The sequence below is a fragment of the Clostridium sp. ATCC BAA-442 genome, assembly GCF_964239415.1.
GTDB classification, from domain to species: Bacteria; Bacillota; Clostridia; order Oscillospirales; family Oscillospiraceae; genus Flavonifractor; species Flavonifractor plautii.
The window spans coordinates 22858-43647 of sequence record NZ_CAXSQB010000030.1 but is presented as its reverse complement, the minus strand read 5'-3'; the positions used below and the strand labels follow the sequence as shown (position 1 = coordinate 43647).

At 62.5% G+C, this 20790-nt stretch carries 22 protein-coding genes and 1 other RNA gene; 7 read left to right on the top strand and 16 right to left on the bottom strand.

The annotated features are described in order from the left end of the window. Window positions 1-206: 206 nt before the first annotated feature. Window positions 207-1280 carry a glycosyltransferase gene (locus ACESY8_RS12995; RefSeq protein ID WP_225123389.1) on the bottom strand — a complete coding sequence of 358 codons (1074 nt, stop codon included), beginning with the start codon at window positions 1278-1280 and terminating at the stop codon, window positions 207-209. A 5-nt stretch (window positions 1281-1285) separates the two neighbouring features. Beyond that, window positions 1286-3508 (bottom strand): polysaccharide pyruvyl transferase CsaB, encoded by a 2223-nt coding sequence (gene csaB / locus ACESY8_RS12990; protein ID WP_498794767.1) that lies wholly within the window; start codon window positions 3506-3508, stop codon window positions 1286-1288. A 117-nt stretch (window positions 3509-3625) separates the two neighbouring features. Here csaB and ACESY8_RS12985 point away from each other — a divergent pair, with 117 nt between their 5' ends. Together ACESY8_RS12985 and ACESY8_RS12980 are read left to right on the top strand one after the other, a co-directional pair. Then, entirely contained in the window at window positions 3626-4150 is a 525-nt protein-coding gene (locus ACESY8_RS12985) for a DUF4330 domain-containing protein (RefSeq protein ID WP_007489089.1), read from the top strand. Window positions 4151-4216: 66 nt separating this feature from the next. Next, window positions 4217-4771 (top strand): phosphatase PAP2 family protein, encoded by a 555-nt coding sequence (locus ACESY8_RS12980; RefSeq protein ID WP_054338264.1) that lies wholly within the window; start codon window positions 4217-4219, stop codon window positions 4769-4771. A 62-nt stretch (window positions 4772-4833) separates the two neighbouring features. Here the strand turns inward: ACESY8_RS12980 and rplL are convergent, their stop codons facing one another. From rplL to rpmG, 7 genes are all read right to left on the bottom strand, one after another. Next, window positions 4834-5208: a 50S ribosomal protein L7/L12 gene (gene rplL / locus ACESY8_RS12975; protein ID WP_007489093.1), complete on the bottom strand. Its 375-nt coding sequence runs from the start codon at window positions 5206-5208 to the stop codon at window positions 4834-4836. A 45-nt stretch (window positions 5209-5253) separates the two neighbouring features. After that, complete coding sequence (gene rplJ / locus ACESY8_RS12970; RefSeq protein ID WP_021631265.1) at window positions 5254-5799, bottom strand: 50S ribosomal protein L10; 546 nt, start codon at window positions 5797-5799, stop codon at window positions 5254-5256. A gap of 843 nt (window positions 5800-6642) precedes the next feature. After that, window positions 6643-7335, bottom strand: coding sequence for a 50S ribosomal protein L1 (rplA, locus tag ACESY8_RS12965; RefSeq protein ID WP_007489096.1), 693 nt, complete (start codon window positions 7333-7335; stop codon window positions 6643-6645). Window positions 7336-7355: 20 nt separating this feature from the next. Beyond that, the gene (gene rplK, locus ACESY8_RS12960) at window positions 7356-7781 is read right to left on the bottom strand and encodes a 50S ribosomal protein L11 (RefSeq protein WP_007489097.1); all 426 of its coding nucleotides are present in this window, start codon (window positions 7779-7781) and stop codon (window positions 7356-7358) included. A gap of 93 nt (window positions 7782-7874) precedes the next feature. Beyond that, window positions 7875-8399 carry a transcription termination/antitermination protein NusG gene (gene nusG / locus ACESY8_RS12955; protein ID WP_007489098.1) on the bottom strand — a complete coding sequence of 175 codons (525 nt, stop codon included), beginning with the start codon at window positions 8397-8399 and terminating at the stop codon, window positions 7875-7877. Between the two features lie 8 nt (window positions 8400-8407). Continuing rightward, window positions 8408-8713 (bottom strand): preprotein translocase subunit SecE, encoded by a 306-nt coding sequence (secE, locus tag ACESY8_RS12950; RefSeq protein WP_024724206.1) that lies wholly within the window; start codon window positions 8711-8713, stop codon window positions 8408-8410. 41 nt (window positions 8714-8754) lie between these two features. Then, complete coding sequence (gene rpmG, locus ACESY8_RS12945) at window positions 8755-8919, bottom strand: 50S ribosomal protein L33 (RefSeq protein ID WP_009259908.1); 165 nt, start codon at window positions 8917-8919, stop codon at window positions 8755-8757. Between the two features lie 320 nt (window positions 8920-9239). Between rpmG and ruvX the strand changes: the two genes are divergently transcribed. Then, window positions 9240-9659, top strand: a complete 420-nt coding sequence (gene ruvX, locus ACESY8_RS12940; RefSeq protein WP_009259907.1) for a Holliday junction resolvase RuvX — start codon at window positions 9240-9242, stop codon at window positions 9657-9659. A 46-nt stretch (window positions 9660-9705) separates the two neighbouring features. On the opposite strand, the gene ACESY8_RS12935 is transcribed toward ruvX, so the two are convergent. The 6 genes from ACESY8_RS12935 to ACESY8_RS12910 form a co-directional block, all read right to left on the bottom strand. After that, the gene (locus ACESY8_RS12935; RefSeq protein WP_007489106.1) at window positions 9706-10062 is read right to left on the bottom strand and encodes a sulfite exporter TauE/SafE family protein; all 357 of its coding nucleotides are present in this window, start codon (window positions 10060-10062) and stop codon (window positions 9706-9708) included. Next, on the bottom strand, window positions 10062-10430 hold the full coding sequence (locus ACESY8_RS12930) for a sulfite exporter TauE/SafE family protein (RefSeq protein WP_070103862.1): 369 nt from the start codon (window positions 10428-10430) through the stop codon (window positions 10062-10064). Before ACESY8_RS12930 ends, ACESY8_RS12935 begins: the two co-directional genes overlap by 1 nt. Before the next feature lie 45 nt (window positions 10431-10475). After that, window positions 10476-11192 (bottom strand): tRNA threonylcarbamoyladenosine dehydratase, encoded by a 717-nt coding sequence (locus ACESY8_RS12925; protein ID WP_009259904.1) that lies wholly within the window; start codon window positions 11190-11192, stop codon window positions 10476-10478. Window positions 11193-11259: 67 nt separating this feature from the next. Next, the gene (locus ACESY8_RS12920) at window positions 11260-12879 is read right to left on the bottom strand and encodes a peptidylprolyl isomerase (RefSeq protein WP_007489109.1); all 1620 of its coding nucleotides are present in this window, start codon (window positions 12877-12879) and stop codon (window positions 11260-11262) included. A 146-nt stretch (window positions 12880-13025) separates the two neighbouring features. Beyond that, window positions 13026-13228, bottom strand: a non-coding RNA gene (gene ssrS, locus ACESY8_RS12915) — 6S RNA. A gap of 1 nt (window position 13229) precedes the next feature. Next, window positions 13230-13544, bottom strand: coding sequence for a DUF1292 domain-containing protein (locus ACESY8_RS12910; protein ID WP_024724203.1), 315 nt, complete (start codon window positions 13542-13544; stop codon window positions 13230-13232). 225 nt (window positions 13545-13769) lie between these two features. Between ACESY8_RS12910 and ACESY8_RS12905 the strand changes: the two genes are divergently transcribed. After that, window positions 13770-16475 (top strand): transglycosylase domain-containing protein, encoded by a 2706-nt coding sequence (locus ACESY8_RS12905; RefSeq protein WP_195308648.1) that lies wholly within the window; start codon window positions 13770-13772, stop codon window positions 16473-16475. A gap of 40 nt (window positions 16476-16515) precedes the next feature. On the opposite strand, the gene ytvI is transcribed toward ACESY8_RS12905, so the two are convergent. Continuing rightward, window positions 16516-17592, bottom strand: a complete 1077-nt coding sequence (ytvI, locus tag ACESY8_RS12900) for a sporulation integral membrane protein YtvI (protein ID WP_054338268.1) — start codon at window positions 17590-17592, stop codon at window positions 16516-16518. Between the two features lie 183 nt (window positions 17593-17775). On the opposite strand from ytvI, the gene ACESY8_RS12895 reads away from it, so the two are divergent. From ACESY8_RS12895 to ACESY8_RS12885, 3 genes are all read left to right on the top strand, one after another. Continuing rightward, window positions 17776-18216: an ACT domain-containing protein gene (locus ACESY8_RS12895; protein WP_054338269.1), complete on the top strand. Its 441-nt coding sequence runs from the start codon at window positions 17776-17778 to the stop codon at window positions 18214-18216. 24 nt (window positions 18217-18240) lie between these two features. Further along, entirely contained in the window at window positions 18241-19449 is a 1209-nt protein-coding gene (locus tag ACESY8_RS12890) for a homoserine dehydrogenase (protein ID WP_054338270.1), read from the top strand. 76 nt (window positions 19450-19525) lie between these two features. Continuing rightward, window positions 19526-20749, top strand: a complete 1224-nt coding sequence (locus ACESY8_RS12885; RefSeq protein WP_007489118.1) for an aspartate kinase — start codon at window positions 19526-19528, stop codon at window positions 20747-20749. Window positions 20750-20790: the final 41 nt, after the last annotated feature.

The following is a 20790-nucleotide window of genomic DNA, read 5'->3' as shown; positions in this document are numbered from 1 at the left end:
CCACGGTGGCAATGGCGTTCGGCGCGTCGGTCCAGCCGTTGACCAGCACCACGGCCAGCACCAGCAGACAGGTCAGCCCCAGTACCGGATTGTGGGCTGCCTGTGTGAAAAGATCAGACAGAGACAAGACAACACCCCCTGTCCCCATTCTACGGGGACAGGGGGTGTTGTATGTGAGAGAAATTGGAGGCCCCATCGCTCATACCTCAATAGAGCCCGGTGGTACCTAGAATACGGGTTACCTCGTCGGCGCGGGCCGACCAGGCGGCGGCGGCCCCGTGCTCCCGGCGGCGGTTTTTGGCCCAGTCGCCGGTCTCCGCCAGGGCGCGGCGGCAGAGGGCGGCGAATTCCTCTGGGGAGTGGGCGCCGTACACTACGTCGGGGAAGTGCTCCACCTGCTCGGGAAAGAGCATGGACACCACGGGCTTGCCGGAGGAGAGGTATTCGTAGATGCGGCAGGGCACCACGTCGTTGCCCTGCTCGGAGCGGCGCAGTAGGTTGAGGCACACGTCGAAGCGGGCCAGGTAGTCGGGCACCTCCACCGGCGCCCGCCGCCCCAGGAGGCGGACGTTGGGCAGCCGCTCCAGCAGCTCGGCCATGGGGTTCTTCTCCCGGCGGCCCAGAAAGACGAAGGTGCAGGCCGGCATGGCCTGGGCGGCGTACAGAACGGGGGCGAGGTCCAGATCCCGCCACAGGGTGCCGGTATAGCCCAGAATGGGGCTGGAGAGCCCCCGCAGCTCCGGCGGAAGCTCGGCGGGGGGCCGGGTAAACATGGGGTGGTTCACCCCGTTGGGTAGCAGGGCGATGTTGTCGTTGCAGGGGGAGAGGTGGTCAATGAGCCCCTGGGAGGCGGCAAAGACCACATCGGCGGCCAGGGCCAGATCGCTCTCCCACCGGGGGGACTGGTCGGGCCAGTCCCGGTCGCAGTCGTAGACCACACCCCGGTGGGGCACCTCGTCCAGCAGGTGGATGTGCTCCGGCGCGGTGCACCACAGCAGCGGCTCCTTAAAACGGTGGTGCTCCATCTGGCGGCGGATAAACTTACCCAGTTTGCGGTAGTGAAGGCGGAACAGGAGGCGGTGCCGCTCCTCCGCCTCCAGCACCGGGGGGAGGGCGCAGACCGTGAGACCGGGGCGCACCCTGCGGCCCGGCTGTCGGGAGTATTTTCCCGGCGGCTCGAACAGGAGCACCTGGGCGTCCCGCATGCGGGTCATAAGCTGCTGGGTGCGGGTGGGGATAGTGCGCCAGGGGTCAGCAGACAGGCAGAGAATCTGTCTCACGTCCCTCACCTCTCCAGCAGCATCCGGGCGGTCTCGCTGTTGCGCCGTTCCACCTGGCGCAGCCGCTCCACGCCGCCGGAGAGGAAGGCCTCATCCCCGATGCGGGCGCAGGCCGCGTCGATGTGGGACCGCAGGGCCTCCTCCGTCACCTCGTCCAGCCCGGTGTAGAGATCCTGTCCGATGTAGGACAGGAAGGAGCTGATCTTCTGGTCGTAGACCACGCCCACCAGGGGCACACCCTGACCGGCGGAGAAGACCAGGGCGTGGAGCCGCATGGAGACCACCGCCTGCATCCGGGCGAACAGACCGATGGTGTGGTCGGAGCGGCCGGTCTGGGGAAGAATGTAGTGGGGGGCCTTCATGTGCTGGGCGGCCAACTGGGCCCCCCCCACGTCCAGACGCCGCTCGATGGGCAGAAAGACAGGGGTGAGGCCGTACGTCTCATAGGCGTAGTCTGCCGCGGCGCCGAAGACGGCGGCCTTGGCCTCAAACCCCGGCCAGGGCCGCAGGGCGAAGCCGATGTAGCGGCCGTGGGGGTCAATCCCCTGACTCTCCAGAATGCCGTCCACCACTTGGGCCGGTGCGGCGGGGAGGATCACCGTGGGATCGGCGGAGAGGATGACCTGCGGCTTCGTCACCCCCATGTCCTCCAGTTCCTCGGCGGAGTGTGTGTCCCGTAGGGTGATGGCGTCCACGCTCTTCTGGAGCACGCGGGAGGCCCTGCGGCGGTTGGCGGGGGAGTGGATGGGGCCGATGCCGCAGCCGTACATCATCACCTGATTGCCCAGCCGCTTGGCCCAGGAGATGGTAAACAGGTAGAACCACAGGGAGCGGTGGCTGGTCACATCCTGCATCAGGGAGCCGCCGCCGTTGATGTAGAGGTGGGTTTTGCGCATCCGCCACAGGAAGCGGGGGAAGGCAAAGGTGTAGATGGAGTTGACCCGGTAGGTGAGGCGGGTGTCGTCCGGGTTGCGGGAGAGCACCCAGATGGGGAGATCCGGGTCGATCTGGCGCAGCTCGGTGACAATGGCCTCCAGGATGGCGTCGTCGCCGGCGTTGCCCCGGCCGTAGGCGCCGCATACCAGGGCGCCGTCCCGGCGGCCCTTCTTGCGGCTCTGGCGGCGGAGAATGGTCTCATAGATGTTGAGCTGGCGCTCCAGGGTGCTCTCCAGGGAAAAATCCTCCCTGCCCCGCTGATAGAGCCGCTCCCCCAGGTGTTGGCGGAGGGTGGGGTCCTTGGCCAGAGTAATCAGGTGGCGGGCCAGGGTATCCGCGTCGCCCGCCTCGAACAGCAGGCCATGGACGCCGTGCTCAATGAGGTAGGGGACGCCGCCCACCCGGCTGGCGATGGTGGGCAGGGCGGCCCGGGCCCCTTCGGTAAGAGAGTAGGGGAAGGTCTCTGACAGGGAGGTGAGGGTGTTGATGTCGATGGCGTGGTAGAAGCTGTCGGTGTCGCTGACCCATCCGGCGAAGCACACCTGCCGCTCCACCCCCAGCTCAGCGGCGAGCCCCTTGAGCATGGACATCTGCTCACCGTCGCCGGCGATGAGCAGCCGCAGATTGGGGCACTCCCGATGGGCCTTGGCAAAGCCCCGGACCAGGGTGGCGATGTCCTTGACCGGGTTGAGACGGGCGGCGATACCGACCACTACACTGTCCCCATCGGCCTCCAGCCCCACGGAGCGGAAGTATTCCTCACGGCTCAGGGCAGGGGTGCGGGGGGTGAAGTCGATGCCGTTGTAGATGGTGAACAGCCTGTCGGGATCAAAGCCCCGCTTGATGAGCAGGTCGGTCATGGCGTCGGACACGCCGATACGGTAGTCCAGCCGGCGCAGGGCGATGGTGTTGATGGTGCCGTAGGTGAGGCGGGAGAGGGGGCGGCCCAGATAGTCCAGCCGGTAGTCGGAGTGGACAGTGGTCACCACCGGCAGACCGGTGGAGCGGCGCAGCAGGGCGCCCATCATGTTGCCGCGTGCGCCGTGGCAGTGGATAAGCTGATAGCCCCCCTCACGGATCATCCGTTTGAGGGTGCAGTATGTGCGCAGCAGATTGCGGCCGGAGAGCACCACTGTAGGGATGCCCAGCTCCCGGGCCTCCTGGGCAAAGGGGCCCTCCAGAAAGCAGACCATGGTCACCTCGATGGTGCGGGAGAGGTTTTGCAGCAGGGAGTGGACGTGAGTCTTGGCTCCGCCGCTGTCGCCGCCGGAAATCAGAGTGATGACTTTCATATATGAAAACCTCCGGACAAAGAAAAGACTTGTTTCAGGGTAGGGAAGTATGGTACAATATGCAAGTATCATTGTACCAAGTATTATGTCAATTTACAACCTCGGAGGTTACAAAAGATGATAGACGAAAAGGGAAGATTGTTTGGCAAGCTCAACATTGTGGATCTGCTGGTGATTCTGGTGGTCCTTGTGGCCGTAGTGGTGCTGGGCGTGAAGTTCCTGGGCAAGGACGGGGGCGGCGGCATCAATCCCGGCAAGACCCAGGTGACCTATACCGTGCTGGTCAAGGGTGTGGAGCAGGAGGTCTACGACAATATCCAGAAATACATCCCCGGCCAGTTGATGGCCTCCGGCGAGATGCTGGATGGCCAGGTGGTTTCTGTGGAGCCGAGGGCCCATGAGCAGACCGTGACGGTGGATACCACTGACGGCACCCTGGAAATTCCGGTGGATGAGGGCACCATAGACCTGCTCTTCACCATCGAGTGCAACGTGGTCAACCCCATTACCACAGAGATCGGCACCCAGGAGGTGCGTGTGGGTAAGACCCATACGGTAAAGACCGACAAGTTTGAGCTGATGAATGGCGTCATTCTGGACTGCGAGTGGGGGGACGGCGCGGCTGCGGCCGATGCTCAGTAAGACAAAAGAACACAGAGGGGCGGCGGCAGCCATGTCGCCGCCCTTCTCCTATATGGAGGAAACAATATGCCCGAATGGTTTCTGAATCTGGACGGAGGCATCCTGCTCTGGCTCCAGGAGGCGGTGCGCAACGCCGTCCTGACACCCCTGTTTACGCTCTACACCCATCTGGGTGACAGCGGACTGATGTGGATTGCCCTGTCCGTCCTTCTGCTCTGCTTCAAAAAGACCCGGAAGGCGGGGGCAGCTGGCCTGATGGCCCTGCTGCTGAGCCTGATGTTCACCAACGGGATTCTCAAGCACCTGGTGGAGCGCCCCCGGCCCTGGCTGACGGTGGAGGGGCTGACGCCTCTGATCGCGGAGCACGACCCCAACTCCTTCCCTTCAGGACACACCAGCGCCTCCTTCGCCGCAGCGTCGGCCTGGTGCCGCACTCTGCCCCGCCGGTGGATGGGGGTGACGGCGGTGGTGCTGGCCGCCCTGATGGGCTTCTCACGGCTGTATGTAGGGGTCCACTTCCCCAGTGATGTGCTGGCCGGGGTGCTGGTGGGCCTGTTCTGCGGCTGGCTGGCCTGTCTGCTCTGGCGGCGCTTTGCCGCTTGGAGGGGACTGGAGGCCTAACACGAAAAAAGAGCTGTATCCCAGACGGGATACAGCTCTTTTTGGTAAGCGAGTGAAAAAGCTTACTTCAGCTCGACCTTGGCGCCGACCTCTTCCAGCTTCTTCTTCAGCTCCTCGGCCTCGTCCTTGGAGACGCCCTCCTTGATGGCCTTGGGGGCAGCCTCAACGGCAGCCTTGGCCTCGGCCAGGCCCAGACCGGTGATCTCACGGACAGCCTTAATGACCTTGATCTTCTCGGCGCCGACCTCGGCCAGCACCACGTCGAACTCGGTCTTCTCCTCAGCAGCGGGAGCAGCAGCACCGCCGGCGGCGGGAGCAGCCATAGCGGCGGCGGAGACGCCGAACTCCTCCTCCAGAGCGTGGACGAGCTCGGAAAGCTCCAGAACAGTCAGACCCTTAACCTCTTCGATGAGGGCATTGATTTTCTCAGAAGCCATGATAGGTAACCTCCTAAATAAATGTTTGTAAAAATGTGTGTCGAGTTACTCGGCAGCCGCTTCCGCGGGAGCCTCGGCGGCCTCGACAGAGCCGCCCTTCTGCTCGCAGATGGCCTTGATGACGATGGCCAAGCTGGTGATGGGGGCCAGCATGGTGCCCAGAACCTGAGCCTGCAGAACCTCCTTGGAGGGCAGCTCGGCCAGAGCCTTGATCTCGTCCAGGGACAGGACCTTGCCGTCCATGAAGCCGGCCTTGATGGTGAACTTCTCACCGTTGAACTGCTTGGCGAACTTGTTGATGACGCGCATGGGAGCGATGGGATCGCCGTGAGACAGGGCCAGGGAAGTGGTGCCGTTGAGCACGGAATCCATCTCCTCCAGACCGACATTGTTGATGGCGAAACGCACCAGGGTGTTCTTCACGACGGCGTAGTCCAGCTCGTTCTTGCGGCACTCGGCGCGCAGAGCGGTGTCCTGAGCCACAGTGATTCCCTTGTAGTCCACAAGCACGCCGCTGCTGGCGGTCTTGAGCTTCTCGGTCAGCTCGGCCACGATGGCCTGCTTCTCGCTGAGAACCTTTGCGTTAGGCATTTAGAATTCACCTCCGTTGAGATTGAGTCCAACTTTTCCGATGCAGACGCAACAAAAAAGCTGTTTTCGCATTCAAAGCAAGCGAAAACAGCACAAAGAATTTCATCCCGTTGTGGCTGCATTCTCGGCAGGATTTCCGGCTTGCGCCCACCTGCTGTCTTTGAACACGGTTAATAGTATATCATCCCGGACAGGCTGTGTCAAGCACAACCTGTCCGAAAATGACATTTTTTTGCGGGGCCTGCCGGCCCGTATCCGCCGCTTACGACGAAGAGGTACATCTGTGCCCTTCTTCCGTGTGTAGGGGTCGATGCCCACATCGGCCCGCGGGGGGGGGATGGCGCCCGCCCCTACGCTGCAGGACATTTCCCCTTTTCGGGGCCCCGCCGAAGCCCGGCGGCGGAAGCGAGCTCTGCCGCTTGCGGCGAACTCGTCCCGTTTCCGTTGCTCTCTCACCCTCGGGGCCCCCATGCGAACCCAGTGAAGCGGTTCGCGTGGGGAAAAGGAGCCGCGGCGGAAGGAGTGAGCTTTGCCGCTTGCGGGGAAGCGAAGGATCTGGAGCTTGCGGCGACGCTGTCACGCTGCGGGTTGGGCGCATGGCCGGGTTGCTAAGCGGCCATTCCGCGAAAAATGCCGCTGGGCTTCGCCCAGCCTGTTTTTTCGCCTCCATGTCCTCTTAGCTCCCCTATGCGCCTACCCTCCGCGCTTCTTGTCACGCTGCGGCGGCTGCGCGACGCCACACTGCTTACCCCTCCGCGAAAAACACCTTGCGCCTGCGGCGCAACTGCTTTTTCGTCTGCGGGGTGCGCTGTGCGGCTGCTCCACGGGCCCCCGCGCTTCTTGTTACATCAGCTTCGCGGAATTGATCTTCACGCCGGGGCCCATGGTAGAAGCACACACGCAGGAGCGGATGTACTGACCCTTGGCGGCGGAAGGCTTGGCCTTGACAATGGCGCCCATCAGAGCGTTGAAATTCTCGGTGAGCTTCTCGGCGCCGAAGGAGACCTTGCCGATGGGGCAGTGGATGATGTTGGTCTTGTCCAGACGGTACTCCACCTTACCAGCCTTGATCTCGGTGACGGCCTTGGCCACGTCGGGGGTGACGGTGCCAGCCTTGGGGGAGGGCATCAGGCCCTTGGGACCCAGGACCTTACCCAGACGGCCCACAACGCCCATCATGTCGGGAGAAGCCACGACCACGTCATAGTCGAACCAGTTCTCCTTCTGAATCTTCTCCACCAGGTCCATCTCGCCCACGAAGTCGGCGCCGGCGGCCTTGGCGGCCTCGGCCTTGTCGCCCTTGGCGAAGACCAGCACGCGCTGGGTCTTGCCGGTGCCGTGGGGGAGGACGATGGCGCCGCGCACCTGCTGGTCGGCGTGACGGGAGTCAACGCCCAGCTTCACGTGGAGCTCGACAGTCTCGTCAAACTTGGCGGGGGCGGTCTTCACGACCAGCTCCATGGCCTCAGCGGTATCATACAGAGCGGCCTTGTCGATCAGCTTGGCGCTCTCCTGGTATTTCTTGCCTCTAAACATTGCTCTTTCCCTCCTTCGCCTTAGTCGCCCACGACGATGCCCATGGAGCGGGCGGTGCCGGCGATCATGCTCATGGCCGCCTCGATGCTGGCCGCGTTCAGGTCAGGCATCTTGGTCTCGGCGATCTTGCGGACATCCTCCTTGCTGATGGTGGCCACCTTGGTCTTGTTGGGCACACCGGAGCCGGACTCGATGTTGCACGCCTTCTTGATGAGAACGGCGGCGGGGGGAGTCTTGGTGATGAAGGTAAAGGAGCGGTCGGCGTAGACGGTGATCACCACGGGGATGATCAGGCCCACGTCGTTTTTGGTGCGCTCGTTGAACTCCTTGGTGAACGCGGCGATGTTGATGCCGTGCTGACCGAGGGCGGGACCGACGGGGGGCGCGGGAGTCGCCTTGCCCGCGGGAATCTGAAGTTTCACATAACCAGTAATTTTCTGTGCCATTTGAAACAGCACCTCCTACGATAAATGTGGTTGGAAGCGGAACTGCGGTGCAGTCCCTCCCACGTGCGGGGAATGGGCCGCCCGGCCCGGAGCTCAGTCCTGGACAGGTTCTACCTGGTCCAGCTCAAGCTCGACGGGGGTTTCGCGGCCGAACATGGAGACCACCACCCGGACCTTGCTGCGGTCCAGGTCGATCTCCTCGACCGTGCCCAGGAAGGACTCCAGAGCACCGTCGGTGATTTTGACGTTGTCGCCCACCTGATAGCCGACCACCACCTCGCGCTTTTCCACGCCCAGGGCGGCGATCTCCTCGTCCGTCAGGGGGATGGCCTTGTTGCCGGAGCCGACAAAGCCGGTTGCGCCGCGGATGTTGCGCACCAGATGCCACGTGTCGTCGGTCATCACCATCTTCACCAGCACGTAGCCGGGGAAGACCTTGCGCTCCACGGTTTTTGGGCCGTTATCCGTGATCTCGGTGACCGTCTCCAGGGGGATGCTGACCTCCTGAATCAGGTCGCGCAGGCCGCGGTTCTCCACGGCCTTCTCGATACTGGCGGCCACGGTGTTCTCATAGCCGGAATAGGTATGAACCACATACCACTTCGCATTGTCAGCCATGTCGCACCTTAACCCTTACCAAAGAGATCCAGCAGGGCGGTAATCACGGCGCCGGCGAGGGCATCGAACAGCCAGATACAGATGCCAACGATAATGCAGCAGATGATCACGATGACGGTGTTGTTGACGGTCTGCTTGCGGGTGGGCCACTGGACCTTCTTCAGCTCGCTCCTCATATCCTTGAACCACTTGCCGATGCGAGCGAACACGCCGGGCTTCTTCTTGTCAGCCTTGACGTCCTTTTTCTTATCGGTTTTCGCGGGCTTGTCGGCAGCCTGGTCGGCGGCCTGCTCGAGCTTCTCGTTTTCAGACATTCCGTTTAACCCTTCTTTCTTCTGAGCCATAGCAGCACTCATTACTTGGTTTCGTTATGAACCGTGTGCTTCCTGCAGAAGGGGCAGTACTTGTTCAATTCCAGACGGTCGGGAGTGTTCTTCTTGTTCTTGTTGGTGTTGTAGTTCCGCTGCTTGCACTCGGAGCAGCGCAGAGTGATCTTCACCCGGTTGCCGGCCTTCGCCATGTTCGGCACCTCCTTCATTGTTTGACCGCGCGCAGCAAAAAAGCTGGACACAGCCCTTGGGCCGAATCCAGCAACGTAAAGGCGCATAGACTGCGCCCACTATGTTACGTCACGGTGCGGATTCGGCATGCTTGCCTCCCTATGTCCTCACAGTGAGGGAAGGGTTTTGTACGTCATCACACCGTAAAAATGCGCACAAAAAAAGAGCCCTTTTTCATAGGTGTATCAAGTCTATCACAGCTCATATGGGAAGTCAAGCGCTTTTTCCTTGTTTTTTCCCAAAAAGTACGCTATAGTGGTACGGAAAAGGAGTGGTAGATTTGCGTATTATGGCCATCGATTACGGCGATGCCCGCACCGGAGTGGCAATCTCCGATCCCACCGGCCTGCTGGCCGGCTACACCACGGTGATCCAGAGCCGGAAGGAGGGGGTGGTGGCGGAGGAGCTGGCCCGCCTTGCGAAAGAGCACAGTGTGGACGAGCTGGTAATGGGCTTCCCCCGGAATATGGACGGCACTGAAGGCCCCCGGGCCGAGCTCTACCGGGCCTTTGCCGCCCGGCTGGAGGAGGTCTGCGGCCTCAAGCCGGTGCTCTGGGATGAGCGCCGCACCACGGTGGAGGCCCACGGCATCCTCCATGCCTCGGGCAAGCGGATGAAGCAGCATAAGAAAACCGTGGACGCGGTGGCGGCGACGCTGATTCTGGAGGGATATCTGACCTTCAGGCGGCGGGGCGGATGAAGGGGCGAACCTTGTGGCCGCCCCTACATGGTTCGTATGGATATCCCTACGAGCGGCTGAACAGCTCCCGCAGCCCCACCACGATCAGGAAACCGCCGAAGCAGCGGTGGAGCAGCTCCACATCCAGGCCGGTGGCGGCCCAGGCGGCCAGAGCGGTGCCCGCCAGCCCGGCCAGGACGGCGGGCCAGACGGTCTGACGGTCGATATAGCCATTTTTGATGTGGGCGGGCAGGGCGGTGGCGGCAGTGGGAAGAAAGTAGAGCAGGTTGACGCCCTGGGCCAGATTCTGGGGTACCCCGGCAAAGGCAGTCATATAGATGAGCAGCAGGGTGCCGCCGCCGATTCCGAAGCCGGAGAGCACGCCGGTGACGGCGCCGGCCAGGAGGGAGATGGGCCACGCCATCAGAAGAACAGCGCCTTGACGCCGCCGTAGAGGATAAGCAGGGCAAAGGCGCGGCGGAGCCAGACCATATTCAGCTTCTTGAATACCCTTCCACCCACGAAGCCGCCCAGCAGGCCGCCGGCCAGATAGGGGAGGGCCAGCCCAAAGTCCAGTCCGCCCCGAACCCAGTAGATGACGGACGAGAGTGCGCACAGGGGGAGGATAATGGCGATGGACGTGGCGAAGGCGCGGCGCTGCTCCAGTCCACACCAGCGGGTGAGGAGGGGCACCAGCAGCATCCCCCCACCGCCCCCGAAAAAGCCGTTGGCCAGCCCGGCCGCTCCGCCAGCCGCCGCGCTGCGGAGCCGGGAGCCTTTTTTCTGCGTCAAAAAACATCCCTCCATTGGCTTTAGTTTACCAATGGAGGGATGTCTTTATACGTGCAGCCCGGCAAGGGACAGGACCACTTCTCCGGCCAGCATGAGCCCGGCCACCGGAGGCACCCAGGCCACGCTGCCGGGGACGGAGCGGCGGCCGGGGGGCGGCGCCTCCCGCTGGAGGGCGGCCTTCGGCTCCTCCGGCGACCAGAGGACCCGGTGGTGGAGGATGCCGCGGGCGCGCAGCTCCTTGCGTACCACCCGGGCCAGGGGGCAGCCCTCGGTTTTCGACAGGTCGGTGATACGGAACAGGCCGGGGTCCAGCTTGTTGCCTGTGCCCAGGGAGGAGACGATGGGGACGCCCCGGGTGAGGGCGGTCTCGATCAAATCCAGTTTGCAGGACACCAGGTCGATGCAGTCCACAATGTAGTCCAGCGGCTGGTCGAAGAAGTCCTCCCGCCGCCCCGCCTCATACTTCTCCGCCCGGATGGTGAGGCGGCAGTCCGGATTGATGTCGCGGATACGGTCGGCCATGGCCTGGGCCTTGGGCTGGCCCAGGGTGGAGCGGGTGGCCTCCACCTGGCGGTTCAGGTTGGTCAGACCCACCGTGTCGTGGTCCACCAGCGTGAGGGCGCCCACGCCGGAGCGGGCCAGGGCCTCGGCGCACCAGCTTCCCACGCCGCCCAGACCGAACACGGCTACGTGGGCGGCAGCCAGGCGCTCCATGGCCTGGGGGCCCAAAAGCATCTCTGTGCGGAGAAACCTCTCGTCCATGCAGTTCATCCCTTTCCAAAAACAGGCGGACGGAGCAGCGCTCCGCCCGCCTGTCCCATGATGTCTCTTACTCGCCGAGGTACTTGACGCCGGCGCCCTGGGTGGCCTCCATGTTTTCCGTCAGGCCCTCCAGCCAGGTGTTCAGCTTCTCATTGGTCAGCGCGTTCTTGCCGGTGAGCTTCCAGACGGGCTCGTCCCAGCCCTCCAGGTAGATGATGTGCCAGCCCTGCTGGCCGTCCTGGGGATTCTCCACCAGACCGGTGTCGCCGATGGCGCGGCCGTCGGCAAAGATCCAGTCGTTGAAGCCCTCGAACATCACGCCGGGCGCGACCTGCTCGTACAGGCCGCCGTTGGTGTTGGAGCCGGGATCGTCGGAGTATTCCTCGGCCAGCGCGCCGAAGGACTCGGCGGTCTTGTCGCCCGCCTCCCACTGGGCCAGGATGTCCTCGGCCTCGGCCTTGGCGGCGTCCAGGGCCTCCTGAGTGGGCACCTTGCTCTCGTCCACGTCCTCGGTGGCGGGGTCATCGGCATCGGCCACCTCGGCCTTGATGAGAATGTGTCGGATGTCAGCAGTGGCAGTCTCATCCCGGTAGCGGTTCAACAGCATGACGGCGTAGTAGCCGGAGCTGGACTCCACCACACCCACATCGCCGCTGGCGCGGCTGTCATCCATCAGCCATTCGCCAAAGCTCTGATAGGAGAGGCTGCTGCCCACCGTGCCGGTGTGCAGGGAGGCGTCGGGATCCGCCTCATAGTCCTCCTTGTCGTCCTCAGACACATAGTCGGGGGCCAGCTCGGCAAAGGCAGTTTCCTTGTCATCGGAGGAATTCACCGCAGCCACAAACGCATCGGCCTTGGCCTTGGCAGCCTCCATGGCGGCCTTCGTCTCCTCTTCAGTGGGCTCCACCGTGTTGCCGTCCTCGTCGGTGGTGGACGCGGCCTTGCCGCTGAGATAGATATAGCGGTAGTCGTAGGTGTCCAGCGTGGAGGCATTCTCCTCATAGTAGGCCTGAATGTCCTCGTCGGTAATGCCCAGGCTGTCGGCGTAGGCGCTCTGGTAACCGTTCACCAGAGCTTCCCGCTCCACACAGGTCTTGAAGGCGGAGGGGGTCATATACTTGCCGTACATGGCCTTCAGATAGCCGTCATAGGCATAGCCGTAGGACTCGGCAGCCTTTTTGGTGGAGGAGATGGCCTCATCCACATAGGCCTTGTCATCGTCGGACAGGGTGTAGCCGGCCTCAGAGGCGGCGGTCTCCAGGGCAGAGATCTTCTTCAACTGCTCAATGGTACTGTCCAGGAACTGGTCAAAGTAGCTCTTGGTCTGCTCCTCGTCCGTATACTGGGTTCGGAGATCCTTGCTGGGATCAAAAGCGCCGCCGCTGGTGCTGTATGCCTGATTCATATAATAGGTGAAATAATAGTTGACATCGGTGACGGAGTAATCGCGGCCGCCCACCGTCAGAGCGGTCTTGCCGCGCTGGAAGATGCCGGAGTGCCAGATCAGCAGGGCGGCCACCAGCACGGCAACAATGACACCGATGACCGTATAGACAACGGCCTTGCGCTTGGCGGCCTGCTGCTCCTGGAGCTCCTTCCTCTCCTTTTGAGTCAGGCCCTGTGTCGGGTCGCTCTGGCGCGATTTCTTTTCTCTGGATGCGCTCATTTGTAGCTTCAGTCCTCTCATAAGTGTCCCCCCGCGGGAGCAGGGGGCCTGGCTATAGACATTCTGACATTATACAGGAAATGCCGCACTCTTTCAAGAGCGAAAACAGGTTTTACACTTTGTTCAAATGCCGGAAATAAGAAAAACCCCACGAAACAGCGTTTCGTGGGGGCCCCGCTCTGGCCGTGCGGATCCATTTAAAACCTGCACAAAGTGGCAGGTGGGTTGCCTCCATGTCGCTTCGTTGCTTCCAACTTCCAGCCGTCCCTCGGAGGGGCGCCGGGAGGCCTGCAGTCCACGCCATGAGGTGGGCATCCCGTTTCAGAGATGTGGGTTTAAATAAAACCCGTCACGCACCGAGCAGGAAAAAATTATGCGTCCGAGCCGTCCTCCTCCGCGAAGAGGGACTCCATAAACTGCTGATACACCAGCTCCAGCTCCTCCTCACTGTCCAGGGTGGAGAGCTGTTCCTCGCCGTCTGCCTCGATCACCTTGAGGATCACCAGGCCGTATTCCTCATCCAGATCCACATCCTCTACAGAGCCGTCCTCTTTCCCCTCCACGGCCGGGAAAAAGGCCATGTAGGTCTGGCCGTTGTACTCTAGTGTGTCCAGATGCTCCAGCTCAAATTCATTGCCGTCCTCATCAGTGACGGTGATGAAATCAGGGCCAAATTCTTCACTCATATTGGGCACCATACCTTCCTTTTCTTCGTCTCTTATTGTAGCCTGTTGCGCCCAAAAATGCAAGAGTGGGATCTGCCAAATTTTTGACGAAGCCTATATTCATCCTTTATTGGAAAGAATTAGGGTGGACAAGCTGGAGGAATATGCTATAATATCAGCAATCGCCGCATGCGATGGGGCGATCCTGCAAGCATACGTGTTCCACCGAAAAACGGAGGTGTCATTTTGGCGTCAACATCCAATCAGGGCTCCAATCCGAACCGGGGCAGGAAGCGGAGGCGGCCGTCCACGGCTGCGGTGGTTGCGGGCACGGTAGGGAAGGTGCTGGGCACCTTCCTCCTGATCTGCGTGATCACGGGGGCTATCCTGCTCTGCTTTGCCGCGGTCTACATCAAGACGGTCATCATCCCGCAGGCCCATCTGGAGGCCAATTTCGTCATGAACCAGACCAGTACGATCTATTATAAGGATTCCACTACGGGGGAATATGTGGAGCACCTGTCCCTCCATGGAACAGAAAACCGCCAACTGGTCGACTTTGAGGAGATCCCAGATAATCTGATCAACGCCACCGTGGCCATCGAGGACGAGACGTTCTGGAAGCACCACGGCGTCAACTGGAAGCGTACCCTCAAGGGGGTGCTGCTCATGTTCACCGGCGGCGATATCCAGGGCGGCTCCACCATCACCCAGCAGCTCATCAAGAATGCCACCCAGTACGACGATGTGACGGTAAAACGGAAGATTCTGGAGATCTTTACCGCCTTGGACTTCGACAAGACCTACTCCAAGGAGCAGATTCTGGAGTGGTACCTCAACTATATTTACCTGGGAGAGGGCTGCTACGGCGTGGCCACGGCGGCTCAGAACTACTTCGGCAAGGAGCTGTCGGAGCTGGATCTGGCCGAGTGCGCCAGCCTGATCTCCATCACCAACAACCCCTCGGCCTACAATCCCTACCGCTATCTGGAGAACAACCAGTACCGCGCAAGGCTGGTTCTGGGCAAGATGCTGGAGCTGGGGAGCATCAACCAGTCCGAGTACGACGAGGCCATGGCCGAAATTGATGATCTGGCCTCCCATCTGGAACGGAGCACCGATGAGGCCAGGCCCGCCACCATCTACAACTGGTATGACGAGCAGGTCATCACCGACGTGATGAACGACCTCATAGAGAAGTACGGCTACTCCGAGCAGGTGGCCTCCGACATGGTCACCTCCGGCGGACTGAATATTTACGCCTGTGTGGACCCGGAGATCCAGTCCATCGTGGAGTCGGTCTACTCCGACCGCAGCAACCTTCAGCTCACCAGCAAGTCGGGGCAGGCGATCCAGTCGGCCATCGTAATCATCGACCCCCAGGGCAACATCGTTGGGCTGGCCGGCGCCCTGGGCGAAAAGAGCAGCAACCGGGGCTGGAACTACGCCAGCCGCTCCCTGCGGCAGCCGGGCTCCTCCATCAAGCCGCTGAGCGTCTATGCGCCCGCTCTGGAGAGCGGGGTGATCAGTCCTGCATCCGCTTTTGACGACTATCCGGTGCAGCTCCTCAGCGGCAAGGCCTGGCCGCTGAACAACCCCCAGACCTACCGGGGTAGGATGACCGTAGCGGCGGCGCTGGAGGTGTCCTCCAACCCGGTGGCCGTGCGCACCCTACAGAACCTGGGTGTGGAAAATTCCTTCCAGTTCATGGAGGAGAAGTTCCATATCGACCTGGAGGACGGCCGCACCGTCAACGGACAGGTGATGAACGACCTGGGGGCCAGCCAGCTCGCTCTGGGCGGCCTCACCGACGGCGTGAGTGTGGTAGACATGGCCGCCGCCTACTCCGTGTTCCCACGCAACGGCCTGTATGTGGAGCCCCGCACCTACACCAAGGTCACCCGTGTGCTGGACGACGGCACGGAGGAGGTTCTGCTGGACAATACCCAGAATCAGCCCGAGGCGGTTCTCTCCGAGGAGACCACCTGGTATATCAACGACATGCTGAAAAATGTGGTTACAGGGAAATTCGGCGGGGCAACCGGCACCGGGGCCCAGCTCTCAGGTATGACGGTGGCCGGCAAGACCGGTACCACCAACTCCAATAACGATAAGTGGTTTGTGGGCTATACTCCCTACTATACCGCCGCGGTCTGGGTGGGCTATAACAACCCGGAGCGCATCAGCTCCAGCAATAACCCGGCAGTGTCCATGTGGAAGAAGGTCATGGCCCCCATCCATGAGGGGCTGGAGAACAAGTCCTTCCCGGCCGCCGGCAGTGAACAGAAGAGCGTCAGCATCTGCATGGACAGCGGCCTGCGGGCCACTGAGGCCTGCCTGAACGATCCCAGGGGAAGCCGGGCCCGCACCTTCACCTTGTTCAGCGACGACGTGCCCGCCGAAACCTGTAGTCTCCACAAGGAGGTGGAGGTTTGCACCGGCAGCCCGGTGCTGGGCGGCGACGGCACGGCGATTGAGGGCCTGTATCATCTGGCGGGAGAGTTTTGTCCCCGGCAGGCCGACGAGGGCGCAGGAGTCACGGAGGGCACGGTCAAGACCATCGGCATCCTGGATTACAGCCGGGAGAGCGTGGGCGGGGCCGCCGCCAAGGACAGCAGTTACCTCTACAGCTTCCTGGAGGCCCAGGGGACCTGTGACGTCCACACCACCGCGCCCCAGCCCCAGGAGCCGGAGGAGTATGATCCCAACAGCTTTGTGATCAGTGATCCCTCTACCTGGCCGCCGGTCAACGACCCCAGGTACGAGAATTTTGACCCGGAGAACCCGGCCACCTGGCCCAACGCAGGACAGCCGTCTGAGACCCCGTCTCCCGGGGAGAGCGGCCAGCCCAATCCACCCGAGACCAGCACAAGCCCCACACCGTCTCCCGTACCCACGCCGGTGGAGACGCCCCCGGACGAGCCCTATATCCCGGCGGACGGTACGAAATAAAGAAACAAACAGCCCGCGGCATGTGCCGCGGGCTGTTTGTTTAAGGTCCGAACAGGCTGTGCAGGAGGCCGGAATCCCAGAGCTGCCGGGCCAGCACGGCGGCCAGTGGGGCGAGAAGCATTCCAAGAACTCCGAGCGCCTGAAAGCCCACATACATGCAGACCAGGGCAGCCAGGGGAGGGAGCCCCACCCGCGCCCCCACCAGACGGGGCTCCAGCAGGCTTCGCACGAGAGAGATAACGGAGTAAAGCACCAGCAGGCCCACGCTCATCCGCACGTCGCCCCCCAACAGGGCGAGCACTGCCCAGGGCAGCAGTACGGTGCCTGTACCGAAGACCGGCAGGGCGTCCACCAGAGCCACAAGTCCGGCCAGAAGGAGGGACAGCTCCACCCGCAGCAGCAGGAAACCGGCGGCGAGCTCGCCGAAGGTGATCAGCATCAGCAGGCCCTGGGCTTTCAGCCAGCCGCCCAGCGCCTCCCTCAGACCGCCGGCCACCCGGCCCAGCCGTGTCCGCCACGGCGGGGGAAGGCGGCGGCGCAGGCCGTCCAGCAGAGCGGGACGGCCTGCGCTGGTGAAATAGGTGGCCAAAACTGTCGTAAAGAGGAAAAGAGCGGCGGCGGGAAGGGCCGAAGCCAGCCCTGTCACCGCCCCGGCCAGGGCGTCATAAAAGCGGTTGGGCAGGGCAATGCTCTGCTCCAGAAGGCCCTCCAGGGCATCACGGGCCAGGGTTTGGAACTGAACGGGCAGGGCGATGAGGAACCGGTAGGCCCAGCGCTCCAGCCCGTCGGCCAGCGTGGGCAGCCCGGCCAGCAGGGTGGGCAGGCGGCCCAACAGCAGGGACAGTTCGTAGCCTACCCGCCATACCACCAGCGCCAGCCCTCCCAGAACAGCGGCGGTGAGAGCCGCGGTACACAGTGCGGCGGCGCCCCGCCGGGGCAGGTGCAGGCGCTCCATCAGAAGGCGTACGGCGGGCTCCAGCAGGGCGGCAAGGCCGAAGGCCAGCAGGAAGGGGAGCAGCCAGGGGAGGAGAAAGCGCAGGGCCAGCCACAATCCGGCCAGGGCCAGGGCGGCATAGAGCAGGCGGAGCAGAAAGCGCAGGTGTCTGTTTTCCGGCAAAAGACAGCCTCCTCTCCTGAAAGTCGGTGAGAATACACAAAAACGGCATGGGCGGATCGGCAGAAATCGGCAGAGTTGGCAGGGGCTTTGCCCTTGCGGCGGGCGGGAGGGTGTGCTACAATAGACCACAAAGGATAAACAAATGGCTTTCTCACGTGGACATATGGGCGGGAGGTACATAGAATGGGTAAGTCACCCAGTTATTTCATCGTGGAGTCCAGCGCACTGCCAGAGATTTTTCTGAAGGTGGCGGAGGCCAAGCGGCTGTTGGAAACCGGCGAGGTGGACACGGTTCACTTGGCCACCCGGCAGGTGGGCATCAGCCGTAGCGCATTTTATAAATACAAGGATGCGGTGCGGCCCTTCAATGACATGTTGCATGGGCGGATCGTCACCTTTCAGTTCCTGCTCAAGGACGAACCAGGGGTGTTGTCCGCCGTCTTGAATATCTTTGCCCAGACGGGTGGGAATATTCTTACCATCAACCAGTCCATACCAAGCAACGGCTGTGCTGCGGTGACGGTGGGGGCGGAGACCTCGGGGTTGCGCATCGCGCTGGAGGAGTTACTGAACCAGGCCCTGGAGATAGAGGGAGTCCTGCGCTGTGAGATTTTGGCGGGCTGACGGCCCGGACAGGAGGAAGACAGAATGGTGAACGTGGCAATTTTAGGGTTTGGCGTGGTGGGCTCCGGTGTGGCTGAAGTGCTGGACACCAACGAGCGGCACATCGAGGGCAAGGTGGATGATCTGATCCGCCTGAAATATATTCTGGATGTGCGGGATTTCCCAGACAGCCCCTTTGCAGGCAAGGTGGTGCACGATTTTTCCGTGATTGAGCAGGACCCTGAGGTGTCCATCGTGGTGGAAACCATCGGCGGGGCCAAGGTGGCGCTGGATTTCACCCGCCGGGCCCTCCAGGCGGGCAAGAGTGTCATTACCTCCAACAAGGAGCTGGTGGCGGAGCACGGCTGCGAGCTGCTGCGGCTGGCCCAGGAGAAGGGTGTCAGCTATCTGTTTGAAGCCAGTGTGGGCGGCGGCATCCCCATCATCCGCCCCCTGAACCAGTGCCTGGCCGCCAACGAGATCGAGGAGATCACCGGTATCCTCAACGGCACGACCAACTATATCCTCACCCGTATGATCCGGGCGGGGCTGAGCTTTGACGAGGCTCTGAGGGAGGCTCAGGCCAACGGCTACGCCGAGCAGGACCCCACCGCCGACATTGAGGGCCACGACGCCTGCCGGAAGATCTGCATCCTGGCCTCCCTGGCTTTCGGGCGGCATATTTACCCCCGGCAGGTGCCCACAGAGGGCATCACCGGCGTCACCCTGGCCGACGTGGCCTATGCCGACTCCTGTGGAAAGAAGCTCAAGTTGCTGGGGCGGGCTATTCGCCGGACCGACGGGAAGGTGTGCGCCTATGTGGCCCCACACCTGGTGGACCGGGAGAACCCCCTCTCCGGTGTGGAGGATGTATTCAACGCCATCTCCGTGCGGGGCAACGCCATCGGCGACGTGATGTTCTACGGCCGGGGGGCGGGCAAGCTGCCCACCGCCTCCGCCGTGGTGGCCGACGTGATCGACGCGGCCAAGCACCGGGACGAGAAGAAGCGGATGTTCTGGGCCGAGGGCGGGGACGATACGGCGGTGCCGCCCGACGGGCTGGAGAGCCGCTGGTACCTCCGGGGGACCGGGGTACAGGCGGCGGAGGCCGCCTTCCCGGACAGTACCCGGCTGAGCCGCCCCGGAGCGCCGGCGGACGAGTTCGCGCTGGTCACCCCGCCCATGACCCGGGCTGCCCTGGAGGCCCGGCTGACGGGTATGACGCCCGGCTCCATGTTCCGGGTGCTGGACTGAGCGCATAGAATGTCGCGGAGGAGCGCGCCTCCTCCGCGACGGACGGATATTCCTGATTTAGGGGGTACATATACCAATGGGACTCATCGTTCAAAAATTCGGCGGCAGCTCCGTCGCGGATGCCGACCGCATCCGCAACGTGGCCCGCATCATAACCGAGACCTACCGCCGGGGCCACCGGGTCGTGGCGGTCCTCTCCGCCCAGGGCGACACCACGGATGATCTGATTGCCAAGGCCGCGGAGATCAACCCCAACGCCTCCAAGCGGGAGATGGATATGCTGCTGTCCACCGGTGAGCAGATCTCCTGCTCCCTGTGCGCCATGGCCATCGAGGCCATGGGCTACCCGGTGGTCTCCCTGACGGGCTGGCAGGCGGGCTTCCGCACCAACTCCTCTTATGGCGACGCCCGCATCAAGCGCATCGATACGGAGCGGGTGCTGGCCGAGCTGGACAAGAACACCATTGTCATCGTCACCGGCTTCCAGGGCCTCAACAAGTATGAGGATATCACCACCCTGGGCCGGGGCGGCTCCGATACCTCGGCGGTGGCCCTGGCCGCTGTGCTCCACGCGGATCTCTGCCAGATTTATACCGACGTGGACGGCGTCTACACCGCAGATCCCCGCCACGTCAAAGGGGCGCGGAAGCTGGAGGAGATCACCTACGACGAGATGCTGGAGCTGGCCACCCTGGGCGCCCAGGTGCTCCACAACCGTTCGGTGGAGATGGCCAAGCGCTACGGCGTCAACCTGGAGGTCCTCTCCAGCTTTTCCGGCAAGCCCGGCACCAAAGTCAAGGAGGTTGCAAAAACCATGGAAAAACTGCACGTCAGCGGCGTAGCCTGCGATAAAAATGTGGCCCGTGTGGCCGTGGTGGGGCTGGCCGACGAGCCGGGCATCGCTTTCAAGATCTTCTCCCTGCTGGCCAAGGAGCGGATCAATGTGGACCTCATACTCCAGTCCATCGGCCGCAATAATACTAAGGATATCAGCTTCACCGTGAGCATTCAGGATGTGGAGCGCTGCAAGCAGCTCCTGGATGAGCACAGGGATTTCCTTCAGTTCGACCATGTGGATGTCAACGACAAAATTGCCAAGGTCTCCATCGTGGGAGCGGGCATGGTCCACAACCCCGGCGTGGCGGCCAAAATGTTTGAGGCCCTGTACAATGCGGGCATCAATATCAGCATGATCTCCACCAGCGAGATCAAGGTGTCCGTCCTGGTGGATATCAACGAGGCCGACCGGGCAGTGCAGGTCATCCACGACCGCTTCTTCCACGAGTTCGGCGGTAACTAAAAATACAAAGGCGGGGGGGGGGGGGGGGGGGGGGGGGGGGG